General features: G+C 46.1%; 14 protein-coding genes and 2 tRNA genes. 10 read left to right on the top strand and 6 right to left on the bottom strand.

Annotation, left to right across the window (positions count from 1 at the left end):
- Positions 1-65: 65 nt before the first annotated feature.
- Together ACFQY8_RS02370 and ACFQY8_RS02365 are read left to right on the top strand one after the other, a co-directional pair.
- Positions 66-560 (top strand): helix-turn-helix domain-containing protein, encoded by a 495-nt coding sequence (locus tag ACFQY8_RS02370; RefSeq protein ID WP_377938216.1) that lies wholly within the window; start codon positions 66-68, stop codon positions 558-560.
- 8 nt (positions 561-568) lie between these two features.
- A complete protein-coding gene (locus ACFQY8_RS02365) occupies positions 569-1114 on the top strand; it encodes a PIN domain-containing protein (protein ID WP_377938214.1) in 546 nt (181 codons plus the stop codon).
- A 36-nt stretch (positions 1115-1150) separates the two neighbouring features.
- Here the strand turns inward: ACFQY8_RS02365 and ACFQY8_RS02360 are convergent, their stop codons facing one another.
- Entirely contained in the window at positions 1151-2680 is a 1530-nt protein-coding gene (locus ACFQY8_RS02360) for a threonine/serine exporter family protein (RefSeq protein WP_377938212.1), read from the bottom strand.
- A 403-nt stretch (positions 2681-3083) separates the two neighbouring features.
- Between ACFQY8_RS02360 and ACFQY8_RS02355 the strand changes: the two genes are divergently transcribed.
- Positions 3084-5768 carry a phosphoenolpyruvate carboxylase gene (locus tag ACFQY8_RS02355; protein WP_377938210.1) on the top strand — a complete coding sequence of 895 codons (2685 nt, stop codon included), beginning with the start codon at positions 3084-3086 and terminating at the stop codon, positions 5766-5768.
- A 130-nt stretch (positions 5769-5898) separates the two neighbouring features.
- On the opposite strand, the gene ACFQY8_RS02350 is transcribed toward ACFQY8_RS02355, so the two are convergent.
- Positions 5899-6297 carry an NYN domain-containing protein gene (locus tag ACFQY8_RS02350; protein ID WP_377938208.1) on the bottom strand — a complete coding sequence of 133 codons (399 nt, stop codon included), beginning with the start codon at positions 6295-6297 and terminating at the stop codon, positions 5899-5901.
- A 478-nt stretch (positions 6298-6775) separates the two neighbouring features.
- On the opposite strand from ACFQY8_RS02350, the gene ACFQY8_RS02345 reads away from it, so the two are divergent.
- The 4 genes from ACFQY8_RS02345 (at position 6776) to ACFQY8_RS02330 (ending at position 10471) form a co-directional block, all read left to right on the top strand.
- Entirely contained in the window at positions 6776-7399 is a 624-nt protein-coding gene (locus tag ACFQY8_RS02345) for a carbonic anhydrase (protein WP_377938206.1), read from the top strand.
- A 36-nt stretch (positions 7400-7435) separates the two neighbouring features.
- Positions 7436-8785: a hemolysin family protein gene (locus ACFQY8_RS02340; protein ID WP_377938204.1), complete on the top strand. Its 1350-nt coding sequence runs from the start codon at positions 7436-7438 to the stop codon at positions 8783-8785.
- Positions 8786-8891: 106 nt separating this feature from the next.
- On the top strand, positions 8892-9371 hold the full coding sequence (locus ACFQY8_RS02335) for a Dps family protein (protein WP_377938202.1): 480 nt from the start codon (positions 8892-8894) through the stop codon (positions 9369-9371).
- Positions 9372-9937: 566 nt separating this feature from the next.
- Positions 9938-10471, top strand: a complete 534-nt coding sequence (locus tag ACFQY8_RS02330; RefSeq protein ID WP_377938200.1) for a hypothetical protein — start codon at positions 9938-9940, stop codon at positions 10469-10471.
- Between the two features lie 220 nt (positions 10472-10691).
- On the opposite strand, the gene ACFQY8_RS02325 is transcribed toward ACFQY8_RS02330, so the two are convergent.
- Both ACFQY8_RS02325 and ACFQY8_RS02320 read right to left on the bottom strand, forming a co-directional pair.
- The gene (locus ACFQY8_RS02325; protein WP_377938309.1) at positions 10692-10787 is read right to left on the bottom strand and encodes a ribbon-helix-helix protein, CopG family; all 96 of its coding nucleotides are present in this window, start codon (positions 10785-10787) and stop codon (positions 10692-10694) included.
- 189 nt (positions 10788-10976) lie between these two features.
- Positions 10977-11465: a hypothetical protein gene (locus ACFQY8_RS02320; protein WP_377938198.1), complete on the bottom strand. Its 489-nt coding sequence runs from the start codon at positions 11463-11465 to the stop codon at positions 10977-10979.
- A gap of 310 nt (positions 11466-11775) precedes the next feature.
- Here ACFQY8_RS02320 and ACFQY8_RS02315 point away from each other — a divergent pair, with 310 nt between their 5' ends.
- Complete coding sequence (locus tag ACFQY8_RS02315; RefSeq protein WP_377938196.1) at positions 11776-12672, top strand: SPFH domain-containing protein; 897 nt, start codon at positions 11776-11778, stop codon at positions 12670-12672.
- Positions 12673-12810: 138 nt separating this feature from the next.
- On the opposite strand, the gene ACFQY8_RS02310 is transcribed toward ACFQY8_RS02315, so the two are convergent.
- Positions 12811-13437: a M48 family metallopeptidase gene (locus ACFQY8_RS02310; protein ID WP_377938194.1), complete on the bottom strand. Its 627-nt coding sequence runs from the start codon at positions 13435-13437 to the stop codon at positions 12811-12813.
- A gap of 208 nt (positions 13438-13645) precedes the next feature.
- Here ACFQY8_RS02310 and ACFQY8_RS02305 point away from each other — a divergent pair.
- Both ACFQY8_RS02305 and ACFQY8_RS02300 read left to right on the top strand, forming a co-directional pair.
- Positions 13646-13719: transfer RNA gene (locus ACFQY8_RS02305), tRNA-Ile, on the top strand.
- Positions 13720-13773: 54 nt separating this feature from the next.
- Positions 13774-13846 (top strand) — tRNA-Ala (locus ACFQY8_RS02300).
- Between the two features lie 262 nt (positions 13847-14108).
- Here ACFQY8_RS02300 and ACFQY8_RS02295 read toward each other — a convergent pair.
- Entirely contained in the window at positions 14109-16463 is a 2355-nt protein-coding gene (locus ACFQY8_RS02295; protein ID WP_377938192.1) for an ABC transporter permease, read from the bottom strand.
- Position 16464: the final 1 nt, after the last annotated feature.

Below are 16464 nucleotides of genomic sequence, written 5' to 3'. Positions count from 1 at the left end.
TTCAATTTCGTTTATTTCGTCTATACTATTCACTACAAGTTTCGTTTATTTCGATTGGAGCAAAAATGAGCACGGCAGTACTAGAAAGACCAATGGCAGTCACCCTGAAGCCAGAAGACTTTAAAGACAGCACATTAGAAAAACTTACACAAGCATTTGTGGACGAACAGATTCTTGCAGAGGTAGAAAGGCGCGAGATGCGAGTAAGCCTGACTCTCAACAAAGATAAGACTGTTGAAATTCCTCAAAAGCTCGCAGTTACCATACTCGACATGCTGCAGCATATTTCTCGTAAAGAGCAGGTAACTGTCGAGTCTCCAACCTCGCTCTTTACCACACAGCAAGTGGCAGATCTGCTCAGCTTGAGTCGACCAACCGTCGTGAAAATGATCGACTCCGGGGAACTTCCAGCCATTAAGGTCGGCACACATCGTCGTGTGACAGCGGAGGCTATCCGCGATTTGCGTTTAAAACGTCACGAGGAATTCCTTCAAAGAATGCGCGAGATTGCTCAGACAGAGGATCCGCGCTGGACACTAGACAACCCACTCATTAAGTGACCATAGTCGTGACTAAACATATTTTTCTTGACACATGCGTGCTCTATAGCGAAACTCTGACTGATATCATCCTGCGGCTAGCAGACAATGGAATCGTTACACCTCGTTGGTCACAGAAGGTACTCGACGAGCTAGCTAAAAATCTTACGAAAGCAATGACTCCTACCCATATCAACTACCGTATAAGGCAAATGAGTCTTAGCTTTCCTGATGCACTCATTGAAAATTACGAAACGTCTATCCCTCTAGTTCACAGTTCTATCGAGGATAAACACGTCATGGCAGCGGTGCTCTCTACTCCAGAAAGGAATCTCATTACATTTAACCTCAAAGATTTCCCTACTCATGAATACCCTGACTGTAAAGTACACGTTTATCATCCAGATGATTTTCTTGTGGAAATGTTCGAAGCTCATGCTAATGACATGACCACCTTATGCCTTACAGCTCTGTCTGAGTACAAAGAATTTCCTAAAACTATAGATGAATTCATTTTCGTGTTAGAAAAGTCTCGAGTACCACTCTTCGCGCAAGCAATTAAGTCTATTCTTTAGAGCAAATACTACTTCCATAGAAGTGCCTTGCTTCACTTACACATCGAATCGCCACGACTTATCCGTAAGAATGCGCGCGAGTGCAAGACCGATAGGCAAGCCTACTATGGCAAGCATCGCCCTGAAAATCCAGTCTAAAGCATTAACTGTCTGGAGGTTGCCCAACTCATACACAGCGCGATACATATACAATCCCGGCACCATGATGACAATCGCTGGAACCGTCAGCGAAATGCGAGGAAATCCTAGCGAGGCAGGTAAATATCCTCGCCGCACCGATATGCGCCACAGTGATGCAAGAAGTCCCGCGATAAGAGCGCCGATAAAAGCGCCAAGCTCTAAGGAGACGTGGAAATAATTTGTCAAGACGAGACGGCACGTATCTGCTATAGCACCAATGAAAGCTGCGACGAGTGCCATTTTTGTAGGTGAGTTAAAGAGTACAGAGAAACCCCATACACCACCAATTGCGAAAATAAACAGAAGAGGAATGTTGAGCCACCACACGATATGAGGAGTTACAAACCCACTTGGGCTAAGCCCCACTCCGGTAGCCACCAACCACGCCGCAAGCGTTCCTACGCCGACAATGCACAAGAAGTATGTAATACGCTGGATACCCGAGGGAAAGTCGAGCTTTGCCAAATCAAGCCCACCGGTAATGAGCGGGAATCCCGGCACGATAAAGAGAATAGCGCCAATATATGCAGTATCATGCCCAAGCGCTGCCGGGTCGATAAGACCAATAATGCGCAAAGTAGCAATCGTCGTTAGAGCCGCGACAATCACCCCTACTCCCACACCTGCGAACTGATTGAGACGCTTACCGTTCAGACGCGAACGAACATACTGCCCTAGTCCCGCACCTACGAACGCGCCAATCATGTCATACGGGGCACCACCGAGGAGAAACACGAAGGAAGCACACGCCACAGCAGCTCCCAGCGCATGCATAAGCGGACCATACAAATGCTTTCGTCTCTCAATCGCATCCAACCGGGTATGCACCTCACGGACCGTGATATCGCGCCCACCGCTACGAGAGTGACGAGCCTGGCTAGCCTGAGCAGACGAACGATCATCAAAACCATAGTCAGCTACATCAGCTTGAGTAAGAGATGCCTCTGTGTGATAAACGCCCTCATGCCCCAGAGACACCGTGAGCCAGTCTGCGAAATGCTCCATTTGCCATATACGCTCGGTATTCACTCCAACTGATGGTAAATCTACCACCTCAGTGACGCGCTCTTTACCATCAGAGCAAGAGGCTTCAATAGACGTAAGGTTAACTTCAGCGCGAACATATACACCCAGCGCATAACCGATACGGTTCATTATCTCTTTAACTCGATAGCTACCCGTACCTGCCGCAAGGTCTAAGTATCCGGTACGCACAATTACACTTGCTTTAGCTGCCAAGCCTGCATCGACGATAGGCTTGTCCATGTCCGCCTTGATATCGTCCATATCCAGCGGAATGGAATGGCGATGATGTGCCGCCACAGTATTTGGCTTCGTTTGCTCATTTACTCGTGATAATGATGTCGTTGATACCGATGCTGCCATTGTCGTACTCTCTATACCGCTCACACTTTCACTCACGCTCTCTATGTTTTCGCGCAGCCTTGACAGAACGCTCAGCGGTCAAATCAGAAAGGAAGAGAGGCATTAGCAACTTATCTTATGCACGTTACCCATTTATATTTATACTTTGCTCGATTCTTGTTTCTTGCGGCACAACTCATAAAGCAGAAACATTACACACATGCATCCATAACATTCACCACATTGTGAAACAAACCTAGGAGAAAAGCCACACACAGACCTCGTTCAAGCGTAGACTGAAAATTGTCAGATTAAATCAGTACCCGATTGGCTTTGGGCTTGCAACGTTTAGCTCATCATAACTGAGGAGGAGCCTCAGAAGGCTAAAAGACCGAGCAACCATGAGGGTGGGATGGAGATTTCTATGACAGAACGAAATCTGCCAGAACGCCTCCAGCACGATCTTGATACGTGTTTGGATGTATTGCGTCAGGTAATTGGTGAGTATAGTACCGACTTGTTAGCTCAGTTCGACGAGCTACGCGATGACGTTATCGTGGCAAGTAACATTGAAAATGAAGATGGCGCAGATGAGCGTGCTATCGCTGCAAAGGGACTTGAAGAGGCAGACCGCCTGCTCAACGAGTCGTCATTGCCAGATGCGACTATGCTCTCGCGTGCGTTTACAACGTACTTCCATTTGGCAAATCTTTGTGAGGAAAATTACCGCGTCTCCGTGCTTCAAAAGCGCGAAGAAAAGGTCGACATTCACTCTGCTACCGACCCTGTCAATGAATTAACAGTGGCATACAAGCAGCTTATCGATGAGGTCGGGCTGGCGGGCGCAAATGAACTTTTGGACAAGCTAGAATTCCATCCAGTATTTACCGCTCACCCTACAGAAGCTCGCCGCAAGGCAGTCGAGGGGAAGATTCGCCGTATCGCCGTCCTCTTGGAAGAGCGTGAACTAACTGGCGGTTCAGCACGTGCAGAACTCGATCGTCAGATGTTCGCAGAAGTTGATTCGCTCTTCCGCACATCGCCGATTGGTCTCAAGAAGCCAACACCTGTAGAGGAAGCAAACACCGTTATAGATGTGTTTGACACTACACTTTTCGACATGATTCCATCTGTGTATCGTCGCTTTGACGACTGGATTCTTGGGGCTAAGGCAGGCACGGTTCAACCGGTGTGCCCAGCGTTCTTCCACCCTGGAAGTTGGGTAGGCTCTGATCGTGATGGAAATCCAAACGTCACAGCTAAAGTCTCTCGTACTGTCGCACGCAAGTTCTACGACCATATGGTCACAAAGCTGGAGCACGCTACACGAGAAGTCGGCACGCGCATGACATTGGAGGCAAAGACCACGCCAGCGAACGCGGAAATGCTAGCACTCTGGAGCCGCCAGAAAGAAATGAGCGAAACTCTCACAGGTCGCGCAGCCGTGATTTCCTCGCAGGAACCTCACCGCGCAGCTATGCTTGTCATGGCTGACAGACTGGCAGCAACCGTTGAGCGCGACTATGACTTGATGTATCACAGCGCGGATGATTTCCTTGCGGATTTGCATGTCGTTCAGAACTCACTGGCAGAGGCCGGGGCAAAGCGCACTGCGTATGGCGACATTCAAAAGCTTATTTGGCAGGTCGAAACCTTCGGTTTCCACATGGTAGAGATGGAATTCCGCCAGCACTCCGTCGTCCATGCGCGCGCATTGGAAGACATCCGCGAACATGGTTTGCATGGCGAGCGCGGCGAACTCCAGCCTATGACACATGAAGTTCTCGATACGTTCCGCGCTGTCGGAGCTATCCAACGTCGTCATGGCCGCAAGGCTGCAGGTCGTTACATCATTTCCTTCTCTAAATCTGCTCAGAATGTCCGCGACGTCTACGAGCTCAATCGCATGGCATTTGCAAATCCTGCCGACGCCCCAGTTTTGGACGTTATTCCACTCTTTGAGCAGTTGGAAGATTTGGAGAATTCTGTCGATGTTCTCGAAGACATCATCAAGATTCCTGAAGTTCAAAAGCGGCTCAAGGAAACCGGTCGCAAGATGGAAGTCATGCTCGGCTACTCCGACTCATCGAAGGATGCTGGACCAACTTCTGCAACTCTTGCTTTGCACCGCGCTCAAGAGCGTATAGCTCAGTGGGCAAAGAAGCATGAGATTGACCTCACGCTCTTCCACGGTCGCGGTGGGGCTGTAGGTCGCGGTGGTGGTCCTGCAAACCGCGCAGTCTTGGCACAACCTGTTGGTTCTGTAAATTGCCGATTCAAGCTCACTGAGCAAGGTGAAGTCATCTTTGCACGCTATGGAAATCCAGTGTTGGCCACTCGCCACGTGGAATCTGTGGCTGCTGCGACTTTGCTTCAGTCTGCGCCGTCCGTTGAGAAAATCAACACAGAGATGACTGAGAAGTTTGCAGATATGTCCCAAGCATTGGATGAAGCTTCTCATGAGCGGTTCTTGGATTTACTTGAGTCTGAAGATTTCGCCCCGTGGTTCTCCATAGTGACACCACTAACTGAGGTCGGTTTGCTCCCTATCGGGTCCCGTCCGGCAAAGCGCGGTCTTGGAGCAAAGTCGCTGGATGATTTGCGTACTATCCCGTGGGTCTTCTCATGGTCTCAGGCACGTATCAATCTCGCAGCATGGTATGGTCTTGGTACCGCATGTGAAAAGTTTGGCGATTTAGACACTCTGCGCGATGCGTATAAGACATGGCCATTGTTTAGTACGTTTATCGATAACATCGAGATGTCCATCGCGAAGACGGACGAGCGTATCGCACGCATGTACTTAAGCATGGGGGACCGTGAGGATCTCAACGCTAAGATACTCGACGAGATGGCACTGACTCGCAAATGGGTGCTTGCTATCAAGGATGAGGACTGGCCACTTCAGCATTCACGCACGCTAGGAATGGTCGTTCGTCTGCGCTCGCCATATGTGGATGCGCTTTCTATCGCTCAAGTGCGCGCTTTGAAGACTCTGCGCCGCCGCGTAGATAACGAAGAACTCAGCCAAGGCATGATTGAGAACTATATCTACCTTGTGATGTGCACTGTAAGCGGCGTTTCTGCAGGCTTGCAAAATACTGGCTGATGTTTGCATATTCTTTTGCCAACAGGAGCTCTGTTATGTTTCACGTGAAACATAACAGAGCTCCATCACATATTGATAAAATCCCTTTACCTACTCTTCAGGAGATCTTGCTAATTCTCCTCTCCCCCCCCTACTCCCTCACTCGTACAGATACTTCAGAAATACCAAAGGAACTTGCATAAGCAGAATCTTTGGTTCTCAACCCATCGATATGAAGTGACAAATTATCCTTGATATGAGCTCCAAGCGGATCTAGTACGAAATCTATACCCTCTCTTCGCGCAAGTTTTGCTGCAGGCACAAAATCACTGTCACCAGCAATTAAAACAATTGCATCAACCTGTCTCTTAAAGGCTAAAGAAGCAATATCAAGACCAATCCTCATATCCACACCCTTTTGCTGCATATTAAGCATAAAATCAGACTCATCAAGCTTCGTTACTAATTTTTCACCATTAAGAACTTTGCGAAGGCTTCTGTCTTTCAGAGAATAGTGGATACTGTTTTCGCTAATCTCACCTAAGCGCAAAGCAACTTTCCTCTTATGTGCAAGCTCATTAAAAAATTCTTCAGTCCATTTTTTGTATCGGTCTTACTAAAATCAATTTATTTCCGCAACCCTGGGTGATAAATAATCTTATCAATCGGGGGACAATCATAGTAAAAGATTCGATAAAGATCATGACGAATTTCTCGTTTATCAATTTTCTCCGTTAGATGTCGAAAACAATATGTATACAGACGATCTGCTGTTACCCTAGAATCTTCTATTCCAAAAGTCTTTGCTGTGCGTTTACGGTAATATCCACCATCAACTAAAATGGCTACTTTCATGTGCGTCCTTGCTTGAAAAGAGATAAAACCCCTCGATTTCGGCAGTTCCCTTATGATGGGACGTCTACTCTCGAAGGGTGAATTAGTAGCAATCCTACCAGCTTACGCATGATTGTGCAACTGTCACGCCACAGCAATCACAGCGTACGCTCACCCTAGTAGACTTGAATCTTATGACCCAAGAGACCGTAAGCGACATTAATTACGCAGATGAAAATCAAGCAAACTCCGTATGGACTCGCATGCTTGAAGGAAACAAACGCTTCGCACGCGGCGAGGCAGCACACCCGTGGCAGGATCAAGCTACTCGCGAATCACTGCTCGAGGGTCAAAACCCAAGTGCAGCAGTCCTCACATGTGCCGACTCCCGCGTGGCGCCTGAAATCATCTTTGACGAAGGTTTAGGCGACCTCTTTACCGTGCGTTCTGCCGGTGGAGTGCTCGACCAAGCCATATTAAACTCCTTGGAGTACGCCGTATCCCAACTTCACGTGAGCGTACTCGTCGTGATGAGTCATGAAAAGTGCGGGCTCCTTGAAGCAGCTCTCACTAGCGCAAAGACAGGCAAAGCTCCAAAGTCATTGGAATATGCGATTAGCCAAACGCACAGCACCGTTGAAGCAGCTCAAGATGCCGATTCACAGGCAGACGTCGAGCGGATTCATATTTCTACTCTTATCATGCAACTTGTGGAGCGTAGCGAAATCATCGCTGAAGCTCTTGCAAAAGAGGAACTTAAAATCGTGGGTGCTCGCTATATCATGAGCAACGGTTTAGTCGAAGTTTTGAGCTTCTAAAGCGCCACATAGACGACGACGGAGGAGATTTGAGGAATGCCAGTTTGGCTTAATATCGTTTTCATCTTTATCTTTATGCTCATCGGTAGCATTTTCTCCGGTACCGAAATGGCATTGGTTTCTTTGCGTTCCAGCCAATTGGAACGTATGGAGCAAGAAGATGAACGTGGCGCTCACGTTGCAAAAGTTGCACGAGACCCTAATAGGTTCCTTTCCGCATTGCAGCTTGGCGTCACTCTCGCAGGATTCCTCTCCGCGTCCTTCGGTGCGAGCTCACTGTCTCCACATATTGTCCCATTACTCACCAAAGCGGGCATGAGCGAGAACGTCGCTGGCGGACTTACTATGGTAGTCCTCACTATTATTATTTCTTATTTCTCCATCGTAATTTCCGAACTCGTTCCTAAACGCATCGCTCTCCAGCAAGGCGAAAATATTGCACGCTCCATGGTGCCAGCAATTGACGTGTTTGCCACTATCATGACGCCAATTATTTGGCTGATTGGAAAGAACACCAACGGATTTGTGCGACTGCTCGGCTTTGATCCTAACGAGGTGGAAAGCGAAGTTTCTAACGATGAGCTTCGTGTACTCGTATCCTCTAACAATCGCCTCAGCAATGACGAGCGTGAAATTCTCTCCGACGTCTTTGGCGCAGAGCAGACCATTGTGGCAGAAGTTATGCGACCGCGTGCAGATGTGGTCTTCCTTGACGGCACCATGAGCCTACTTGCGGCAGCAGCTTTTGTACGCGACCAGCCTTACTCTCGATTCCCAGTCATGGGCGAGAGCTTTGATGACATTTTGGGCTTTGTACACGTGCGCGACTTGCTTGATGTACGCGATCCTCACGCCACGACAGTAGCAGATGTGACACGTGACATTATCCAACTTCCAGGTACGTCAAAGATTCTGCCAAGCATGAGTCTCATGCGCAAGCGCGGCATTCATCTCGCCGTTGTCATTGACGAATACGGCGGCACTGACGGAATCGTCACTCTCGAAGACATCACCGAGGAACTCGTCGGCGACATTCACGATGAATATGACCTCCCTGAAGAGACCGAGAACCAGCACAATGCTTTCGTAAACGGCATCTTAACTATTGACGGCGGTATGACTCTCGAAGACTTTGCAGAGGCATCTGGCATCGAGTTGGAAGATGGACCTTATGAGACGGTAGCTGGCTACTTTATAGCCCACACCGGTGAGCTAGGCTATGAGGGACAGACCCTCAGTGATGACGACGGCTACGACATGACCGTTACTGAGGTAGAAGGTCGCCGCATACAGACTATCGAAGTTCACAAGCATGAAGAGGACAAAGTCAACGAAGATGAACAGAGCGATGAGTCTACTCTAGAAAAGAACTCAGCACAAGACTAAACCACTCTCAAGTAGGTAAATGTGAGTAAGGCGACATATGGGGAACTATGTCGCCTTTTGCATTGTTAAAGGTGGTGAATGCAAAACACTAAAAGTAAGGAATATCATGTCTCTGAATTACATCATTCCAACGCTAAACGAAGAGTCAAGTGAGAAGATTATTTCCATTCTTCAGAATCGTTTAAGTCAGGAGCAAGAAGCAGCGCTCGTTTTGAAGCACGCACATTGGAATGTGAGCGGACCTAACTTCATCGCTGTCCATGAGATGATTGACCCTCAAGTGGAGGTCGCGCTCAGCCAAGCAGACGAATCTGCAGAGCGCATTTCTCAGCTAGGAGGTAGCCCTGACGGTCGCGCAGACGCCATCGAACGCAACCGCGACTGGGCAGAATTTAGCCTGACAGGAACGGCTCATACCGAGGATTATTTGAAGGCTTTAATTGCATACTATGACGAGTTCATCGCTGCTGACCGTCGCGCAATTGCTGAGCTAGACAACCTCGATGTCATCAGCTCGAACATTATGCAGGATCACGTACAAGAGCTTGAAAAGTTCCAGTGGTTCATGCGCGCGCATTTGGCGTAATTTGGCTGGGATTTGAGCAGTTCAGAAGTCCAAGATAGAGTGGCTTAAACGAAAGAGTAACAGATTGTTACGCTGTAGTAGTTTGTCTAGAATCTTGGACTTCAGTGCTACAAACTGGAAGGCGCTAAGATACCATAAGCCCAAATGAAGCCCGGCTGCGGCGACCAATCTAGCAAACTAGATGTTATTATCTAGATTAAACAAACAACCGCCATCTGACTGCCCGCTGGATTTTGTCCCCACTTAGCCTTTTACCGCTAAGGATTATGTTTCATTCCAATCCTCTCAATCTTCTCTCCCCATTGGGCGTACTACCCAAATCGTGCCAAGACTACCTTCTTAGACTTTCTAACGGTATTACCGTGATGTGTCTCGAATACCAAGTACCTGAAAAACAAAACAAATAAACGCAATAGTTTTGAAGAATCTTAAGCCGTAGCCAATAAAGTTGGACCGGAAACGAACATTAAAAATGTGAGAAAAAGAGCCAAGAAGAGTATAATCATTAACAAGTTTTTACACAATAAGACGTGTAAAAACTACTTTCAGAGGAGAAAGGAAGAAAGATGAAAACTATATCTTTTAAAGATAGGCTTTTTGCGATTGTAGTATCTATCATCACGGTAATAGCACTCTCCATGATGTGTTTACCAGCACATGCTACAGAAGATTTGATTGATAGTGTGCCGGCGGAACAGATTCCAGCGGCACTAGGAGGAAAGTTACACGGGGTGAAAATAGAAAAAGAAACTGTTAAAGGTTATGGAACAATATTGGTGACGCTCAATTATGATACTGGCAAAATGCTTGTTAGAAGATTCGATGGATCTATATACAGAACCAATATTGTAGATGTAGTTAACAAGGCAGCAGAAACTCTTAAGAATGCAACCCCCGAGCAACAAAGGTATGTAGAAGCGCTCAGTGAAGAGCGTATATCTGCTCACGATGTATGCCCTTACCTCGTAGGAGTGATTGGCGCTGCTCACGGTTTGGCATGGGGAAAAGTGTTAGCTCTTGCAGCAGTACACCCAGCTATAGCTGTTCTGGAAGCACTGGGAGAGTCAGTATTCTGGACATGGGTAGGTAGTCATTGTTAGTAATTAAGCCCATCCAAATCATTGCGGGAATTATTATTTTTATAGTCAGTTTTGGTAGCTACCTTTGGTTTAAAAGACATCCATAACTGGGTTAGTAATAAGGAACCTGCAATAGCAGACTTCATCATTTTGATCGCATCTCGCTGCTCCTGACAACTACAATTGCGCATCCAAGAGAGAGTGCGCGACACAAAACTTGTGCCGTACACTCTCTCTTTCTTTATGCGTAGGCTAGTTTTCTGCGTATGTATTCGCTGCGAGAGACGTGGTAGCGTTTGGCATGCTCATCGAGTGTCTTGACGAGGCTGCGAGGCATTTTAAGACTAACAGTTACTTGGGGGTTCTTCTTGTTGAAGGTGAAATCCGTAGTAAGTCTCATCGAGGATGATTATCGTCTTGCGTTTCGTCTTCTACCCGTTTCGCGTCTTGTTCTACCCATTGCGGAGTTAGTCCTACGAGTTTGAGTGCTTCGATATCGCGTGTGCTCATGCTCATTATCGTCTCCTTAAAGGTTAGGTTCTAGTGTTGTTCGCGTTGTTTTATTTCTGTTAATAATTTTTTGTTGGTGGTGTAAAAGCGTGATAGATGACGATACAGTCATCGCCACCCATGCAATGTCCATTGCAGGATTCCCCTCGTGGAGGAACTGCGACACAGTAAATGGTAGGGCAAAACCAACTACTGCTTGTGCTATTGCAAGCCAAAACGTCACTTGAAAATATTTGTAGAAACTGGAATTGTTAAGTTTCGTAAAGCCCATAGTAAAACGCCAAACGGTATAAACTATCCGCACAGCAAAGGGAATTGGTATAAATCCAAGAAGGCACACAACTGGCGTATGTATCCACGCATACTCAGGAAATTGCGAAAACTCCTCCTCTATGATGTCGAATCCAGCCCACATGACGCCCACGAGCGTAAGAAGAGCAAGAATCGCACAGAGAACGGTAAAAATGTACGCCGCAACTCTTTTGCCTCTTTTACCACACACCATACCTCCACGCTTATTTTCACATAAATGTGCACACCATATTAAGTTAAGTAAGTCGTTACCAATTGAGAAAAATTGGTAAAAAAGTTATACGCGGAAATCATGTAAAGCGCTGCTGTTTCAAACTAGCTTTTATAGACTTCACACAATAGTTCCACTGTCCACATCGTTAGTTTGAAATCTTACAAAAAAATAGCGCTATTCCATGTCATGAAACGAACATCAGAAATCTGTATCAGCTCCCGATACCCCCACATGACTGACAACTCCCATTGCTATTATCTATATAACTATTCTTTGAAAGGAGAATGAGATGAGTACAGTACCTATCATCATCCTTGTCGTCATCGCGCTTATCATCGTCGCTAGCTGCGCGTACGTCGTGCCGCAACAGCAGGCATACATCATTGAGCGATTTGGTAAGTTCCAAACCGTTGCATTTGCGGGATTGCATTTCAAAATTCCATTTGTAGACCGTATCGCGCACAAGACTGGTTTGCGTGTCAACCAGCTTATGGTCAAAGTGGAGACGAAGACTTTGGATAACGTCTTTGTCAATGTCGTTGTTTCCACTCAGTTCCGCGTCAATCCTGAGAACGTTTCTACTGCATACTACGAGCTCGGCGATCCTGCTGGTCAGCTTCGCTCGTACATGGAAGATGCATTGCGTTCCGCCATTCCTCAGCTTTCTCTCGACGATGCGTTCGCGCGCAAAGACGATGTGGCTCGCGACGTGCAGGAAACCGTTGGCGGCGAAATGTCTCATTACGGTTTCACTGTCATCAAGTCTTTGATTACAGCAATCGACCCATCCGAGCAGGTCAAGGCCGCGATGGACTCCATCAACGCAGCACAGCGCGAGAAGGAAGCTACCCGCGAGCGCGCTGAGGCGAACCGTATTTCCATCGAAGCGCAAGCTACGGCAGAAGCAGAAAAGACTCGTCTGCAGGGTGAGGGTCAGGCAAATTACCGTCGCGAAATCGCAAACGGTATCGTTGACCAGATTAAGAGCTTGCAGAATGTCGGTATGAAGATTGACGATGTCAATAATGTCGTTCTCTTCAACCAGTATCTCGACGTAATGCGTTCACTTTCCGAGTCTAATAACGCTAAGACAGTGGTCCTGCCTGCAGCTACACCTGGCGGATATCAGGAACTCTTTAGCCAGATGACACAGGCTATCACTACTGCACAAGAAACAAAAAAGTAGTAGAATAGAACTGTTTTGAACGTGGTTAAGGGAAAATTCAAAAAGGACTTTACCCGTCCCCTGAAATAGGCGAGTAGTTTCCCACCTCCTTCTATTCGCCGCATGACGAGCACTCGCCGCGCTTTCTCTCTCGCGCGGTTAATAACTCCCGTAGGAGTTGAGTGCTCGTCTTTTATTTTTCCAGTCAGGAAGGTAGCGGCTTATACGCGTCTGGAATCCAACTCCATGACCACGCTCATATAGGTGTGTAAGCTCATGGACTAGTACGTACTCCAGCAACTCTTCTGGCACAAAAGCGAGTGCTAAATTAAGACGAATCCTTCCCGTTTTGGGCGTGCAGGAACCCCATCGAGTTTTCATCACTCGCAGAGTAATGTGCGACGCTTGGCGGTCAATGATACGCGACCACTTGTCGATAAGTGGCGGAAGTCGATCCTCTAAGATGGCTCTTGCCTCTTTTTCGCGTTGAGGAGTCCACCCTCTCAGGACATTACCCTGACCTCGTGCGCCTCTTTGAGATTGATCCTTATCACGCAGTCCATCGCTGATGATTCCTTCCGTCACAGCAATGCGATCCCGCGCTTGATCTATCCACTCAGCACGGTCACGAATCAATTTCACGATGTCACTTTGATGTACGTAGTACGGCGCTGTGACCTCTACATGTCCTTCTGGTGGCTTGACACGCACATACATATTCTTGATACTTTTGAGTGTCACAGTAACATTGAAACCATCAATGTCGAGTTCATACACTTGAGGCATAGCACTAGTGTGCCACGCGCATTGCATATATGAAGAACATACACGGAGCATGTAGATTTATTGTTTTCTTACTTCTACTCAGCTACAGCGAGCACTCGATCGAGCAAACACTCCTGCGACACGCGCAATTTCAGCGTTTGACTTTACTTATGAAATGCCCTATAGTTTTCTTTTGTTGTGGCCTATGCCACTAACGAAAATTTAAGATGGGCCCGTAGCTCAGCAGGTTAGAGCGCATCCCTGATAAGGATGAGGTCGAAGGTTCGAGTCCCTCCGGGCCCACGTCGGAAACGGCGTGTCATTGTCACAGACAATGTGCTAAGCTCAAGTTTCGACGGGGGTATGGCGCAGCTGGTAGCGCATCTGCTTTGCAAGCAGAGGGTCAGGGGTTCGAGTCCCCTTACCTCCACAGATTAACAGCCCAAGTCTTCAGACTTGGGCTATATTGTATGCAAAGTTTATTCGACCACCGACAGTATCTTTCAGCTCAGAGATATTCCTTTTCATCCAACGCTTCCTTTCCCCCCACCACTTCCCGAAATTTGATTTAATTACCGCAAACAGAAGGTTAATGCTCAAAAAGCGTGTATAGCCTCGTTCATTTAATGAGACATGCCACACGCTAACAAACACAAAATGTAACAAGCATTCTCATACACACCTTTTGAGCATTAACCCCATTCTTTCCTATTCAGTGCAAAGTACAATGGAAAGCCCGTTAGTAACACAACGACACACGGAAAAGCCCATACGAAATCTGCATTATAGAATGGGACCCCCATAACAATAGGTATTCTGTCAAAGGTAGCTAGCCATCCGAGTACACAAGCGATAATGACCGTGCCAATAAACGGAAAAATAGTACCACTCATTGCAATAATACGTAACTTTTGCGAAGCACCGTAAATTTCGAAAGTATCACGGAGAATCTTCTGATCTGCCAGAGTAATTTCAGACAAGGTAAAAAGTACAATTACACTAACAATTATCGCAACGACGACCCATAATATTGCTTTCATCACTGCTTCTTTATATTCTTCTGAATCTGATTCGTTAATCTGTGCATAGGGAGACTGCTCAAAAAGCATACCTCTAAAAGATTGTTTAATATCATCTGAGAAATTCCCAAAATTTGGAATGTATATATCACTTTTATTTGATTCTTCCATCCCTAATTCTTGCGCCTGAGGAGACCCCTCGAGAAGAATCAGACCAGGCACATAGTCACTTCCCAGTTCAGAACGGGATGTAATCCCATCTACTTGCTTATACTCAATAACATGGGAAGTTCCAGAAATATACACAATGATATCTACTGTATTCTTCCTGATAGCACTGCTCTCACTTATAGTATTTGCATAACGCGCTGCCAAACTACCACGTTTAACGATTGAGATACTTGTCAGTACGTTCGGTACGCAGTCTGGGCTATCATCTCCCTGCGTCTTAATGCACTTCACGAAATCTTCATCCGTGACGCGAAATATTTTCTTTGCTTCTAGAGGTCGTTCAAAAACATACGCAGTTTTCATAACCTCCGGAAAACGCATCTCCAGATTACGGATCGTATCATCACTTACCGTTTGAGCGTTGAAAAAGCTTTTCGGATTATCCGATAAAGATTTTGTAGCATTGATACTTGTTGTAACTGCGGAAACATTGAAACTACTGTAAAAACAAATGAGAAAGACAACCATAAGGCTAAAATAGCGAATCCATACCGCATGCTTAACAACGCTATCAATAACAGCACCGTATCTGCCGTATTTTATTGCCATAAAGAATGCTGGAAACGCTAGAGATCCACAAATCATGGCGTACCACTGTCCATGCGGAATGATAAGAAGTTGACGTAATCCCACAAAGATTAAAGTTAATACTACTCCTACAAGACCACTAATAAACCATAATTTTCTGCTCTTCATCGATTCAAGATTACTGAAACGTAGGTTTCTTTTTATACCAAGAAGGACAATGCTAATAAACAAAAAGAAAAGAATGACGGCTACGCATATGAGCGATGCAATTGGTAAATTTCTCCAGGCAATGCTCTCCCATCTTTGCTCGTAAATCGTACTGATAAAAGAGCCACCCATACTAAATATAATTATGACGTTTGCTGTCCCCACAATAAATCCACATAAAGAAGAAATAATGATTCCGCAAGAAACTGTATATAATGCTAATGCGGTTTTATCTCCTAAAACGATAAGAATTTCATATTGCTTTCGTAAAAAGTACCTATTCGCAAAGAATACTAAGCAAACGAGTGCAGCAGTAATACAAATACTGATAATTCTTACCAAAGGCGCAAAGGAGAGCATTCGTGTCCTCACTCGCAATTCGGCATCTCTTCTCAATTGCTTATAAGAACTAGTGACGATTTCCCCCGCCGATTCTCCTTGTAACAAGGATTTATCGTTCAGCTCAACATTAGTCAGCCACGTCGTATCCCCAGGATTCATTTTGTCAATCGGTTTACTTGCATAAATGGATTTATCAAAAACATGTGCTGAATCAATAAAAATACCAGTAACAGTAAGATTGAGTATCTCTTCCCTATCCTGTATATCTTGAATCGTAATTTTTTCCCCTACGCGTGCACCAATCTGGTCAGCCAAATACTTACTAATGATAACTTCATCATTGTTACGCGCATATCTTCCTTCTTTAATTTTAAAAATGTGTAAAGGTACAGACGAAAAGCCAATATTTATTACGTCCGCTTTCCCGTGTTTCTCAGCCAAAGCTGTACCAGTTTTGTACTCAAGAAGAACTGCTTTCCCCTGTTTTTCAAGAGAACCCATGTAACTGTTATAGGCTTCTCCTGAACCAGATACCTTATACTTATATCCTGCAAGACTTTGCTCTGTACTGTTGATAGCAACATCAATAACTTGGTCGCTTAAAATTCCTATTCCGATAAATCCGCCTACAGAAATCATGACTCCCAATATGAGGAGAATATTCGAGAATAGTAATTTTCGTGCTATTTTTCGCGCCATTGCAAAGTGAATCTTACCCATT

Origin of the sequence: Alloscardovia venturai, assembly GCF_042676605.1 — a bacterium.
Taxonomy (GTDB): domain Bacteria; phylum Actinomycetota; class Actinomycetes; order Actinomycetales; family Bifidobacteriaceae; genus Alloscardovia; species Alloscardovia venturai.
The sequence above is the reverse complement of the archived record's forward strand: the minus strand, read 5'-3'. Positions and strand labels throughout refer to the sequence as shown.

What these genes read in the sequence shown, in the direction of transcription:
- ACFQY8_RS02370 (WP_377938216.1), top strand. Translation starts at nt 66, where the DNA reads ATGAGCACGGCAGTACTAGAAAGACCAATGGCAGTCACCCTGAAGCCA.
- ACFQY8_RS02360 (WP_377938212.1), bottom strand. Translation starts at nt 2,680, where the DNA reads ATGGCAGCATCGGTATCAACGACATCATTATCACGAGTAAATGAGCAA.
- ACFQY8_RS02355 (WP_377938210.1), top strand. Translation starts at nt 3,084, where the DNA reads ATGACAGAACGAAATCTGCCAGAACGCCTCCAGCACGATCTTGATACG.
- ACFQY8_RS02345 (WP_377938206.1), top strand. Translation starts at nt 6,776, where the DNA reads ATGACCCAAGAGACCGTAAGCGACATTAATTACGCAGATGAAAATCAA.
- ACFQY8_RS02340 (WP_377938204.1), top strand. Translation starts at nt 7,436, where the DNA reads ATGCCAGTTTGGCTTAATATCGTTTTCATCTTTATCTTTATGCTCATC.
- ACFQY8_RS02335 (WP_377938202.1), top strand. Translation starts at nt 8,892, where the DNA reads ATGTCTCTGAATTACATCATTCCAACGCTAAACGAAGAGTCAAGTGAG.
- ACFQY8_RS02330 (WP_377938200.1), top strand. Translation starts at nt 9,938, where the DNA reads ATGAAAACTATATCTTTTAAAGATAGGCTTTTTGCGATTGTAGTATCT.
- ACFQY8_RS02325 (WP_377938309.1), bottom strand. Translation starts at nt 10,787, where the DNA reads ATGCCTCGCAGCCTCGTCAAGACACTCGATGAGCATGCCAAACGCTAC.
- ACFQY8_RS02320 (WP_377938198.1), bottom strand. Translation starts at nt 11,465, where the DNA reads ATGGTGTGTGGTAAAAGAGGCAAAAGAGTTGCGGCGTACATTTTTACC.
- ACFQY8_RS02315 (WP_377938196.1), top strand. Translation starts at nt 11,776, where the DNA reads ATGAGTACAGTACCTATCATCATCCTTGTCGTCATCGCGCTTATCATC.
- ACFQY8_RS02310 (WP_377938194.1), bottom strand. Translation starts at nt 13,437, where the DNA reads ATGCCTCAAGTGTATGAACTCGACATTGATGGTTTCAATGTTACTGTG.
- ACFQY8_RS02295 (WP_377938192.1), bottom strand. Translation starts at nt 16,463, where the DNA reads ATGGGTAAGATTCACTTTGCAATGGCGCGAAAAATAGCACGAAAATTA.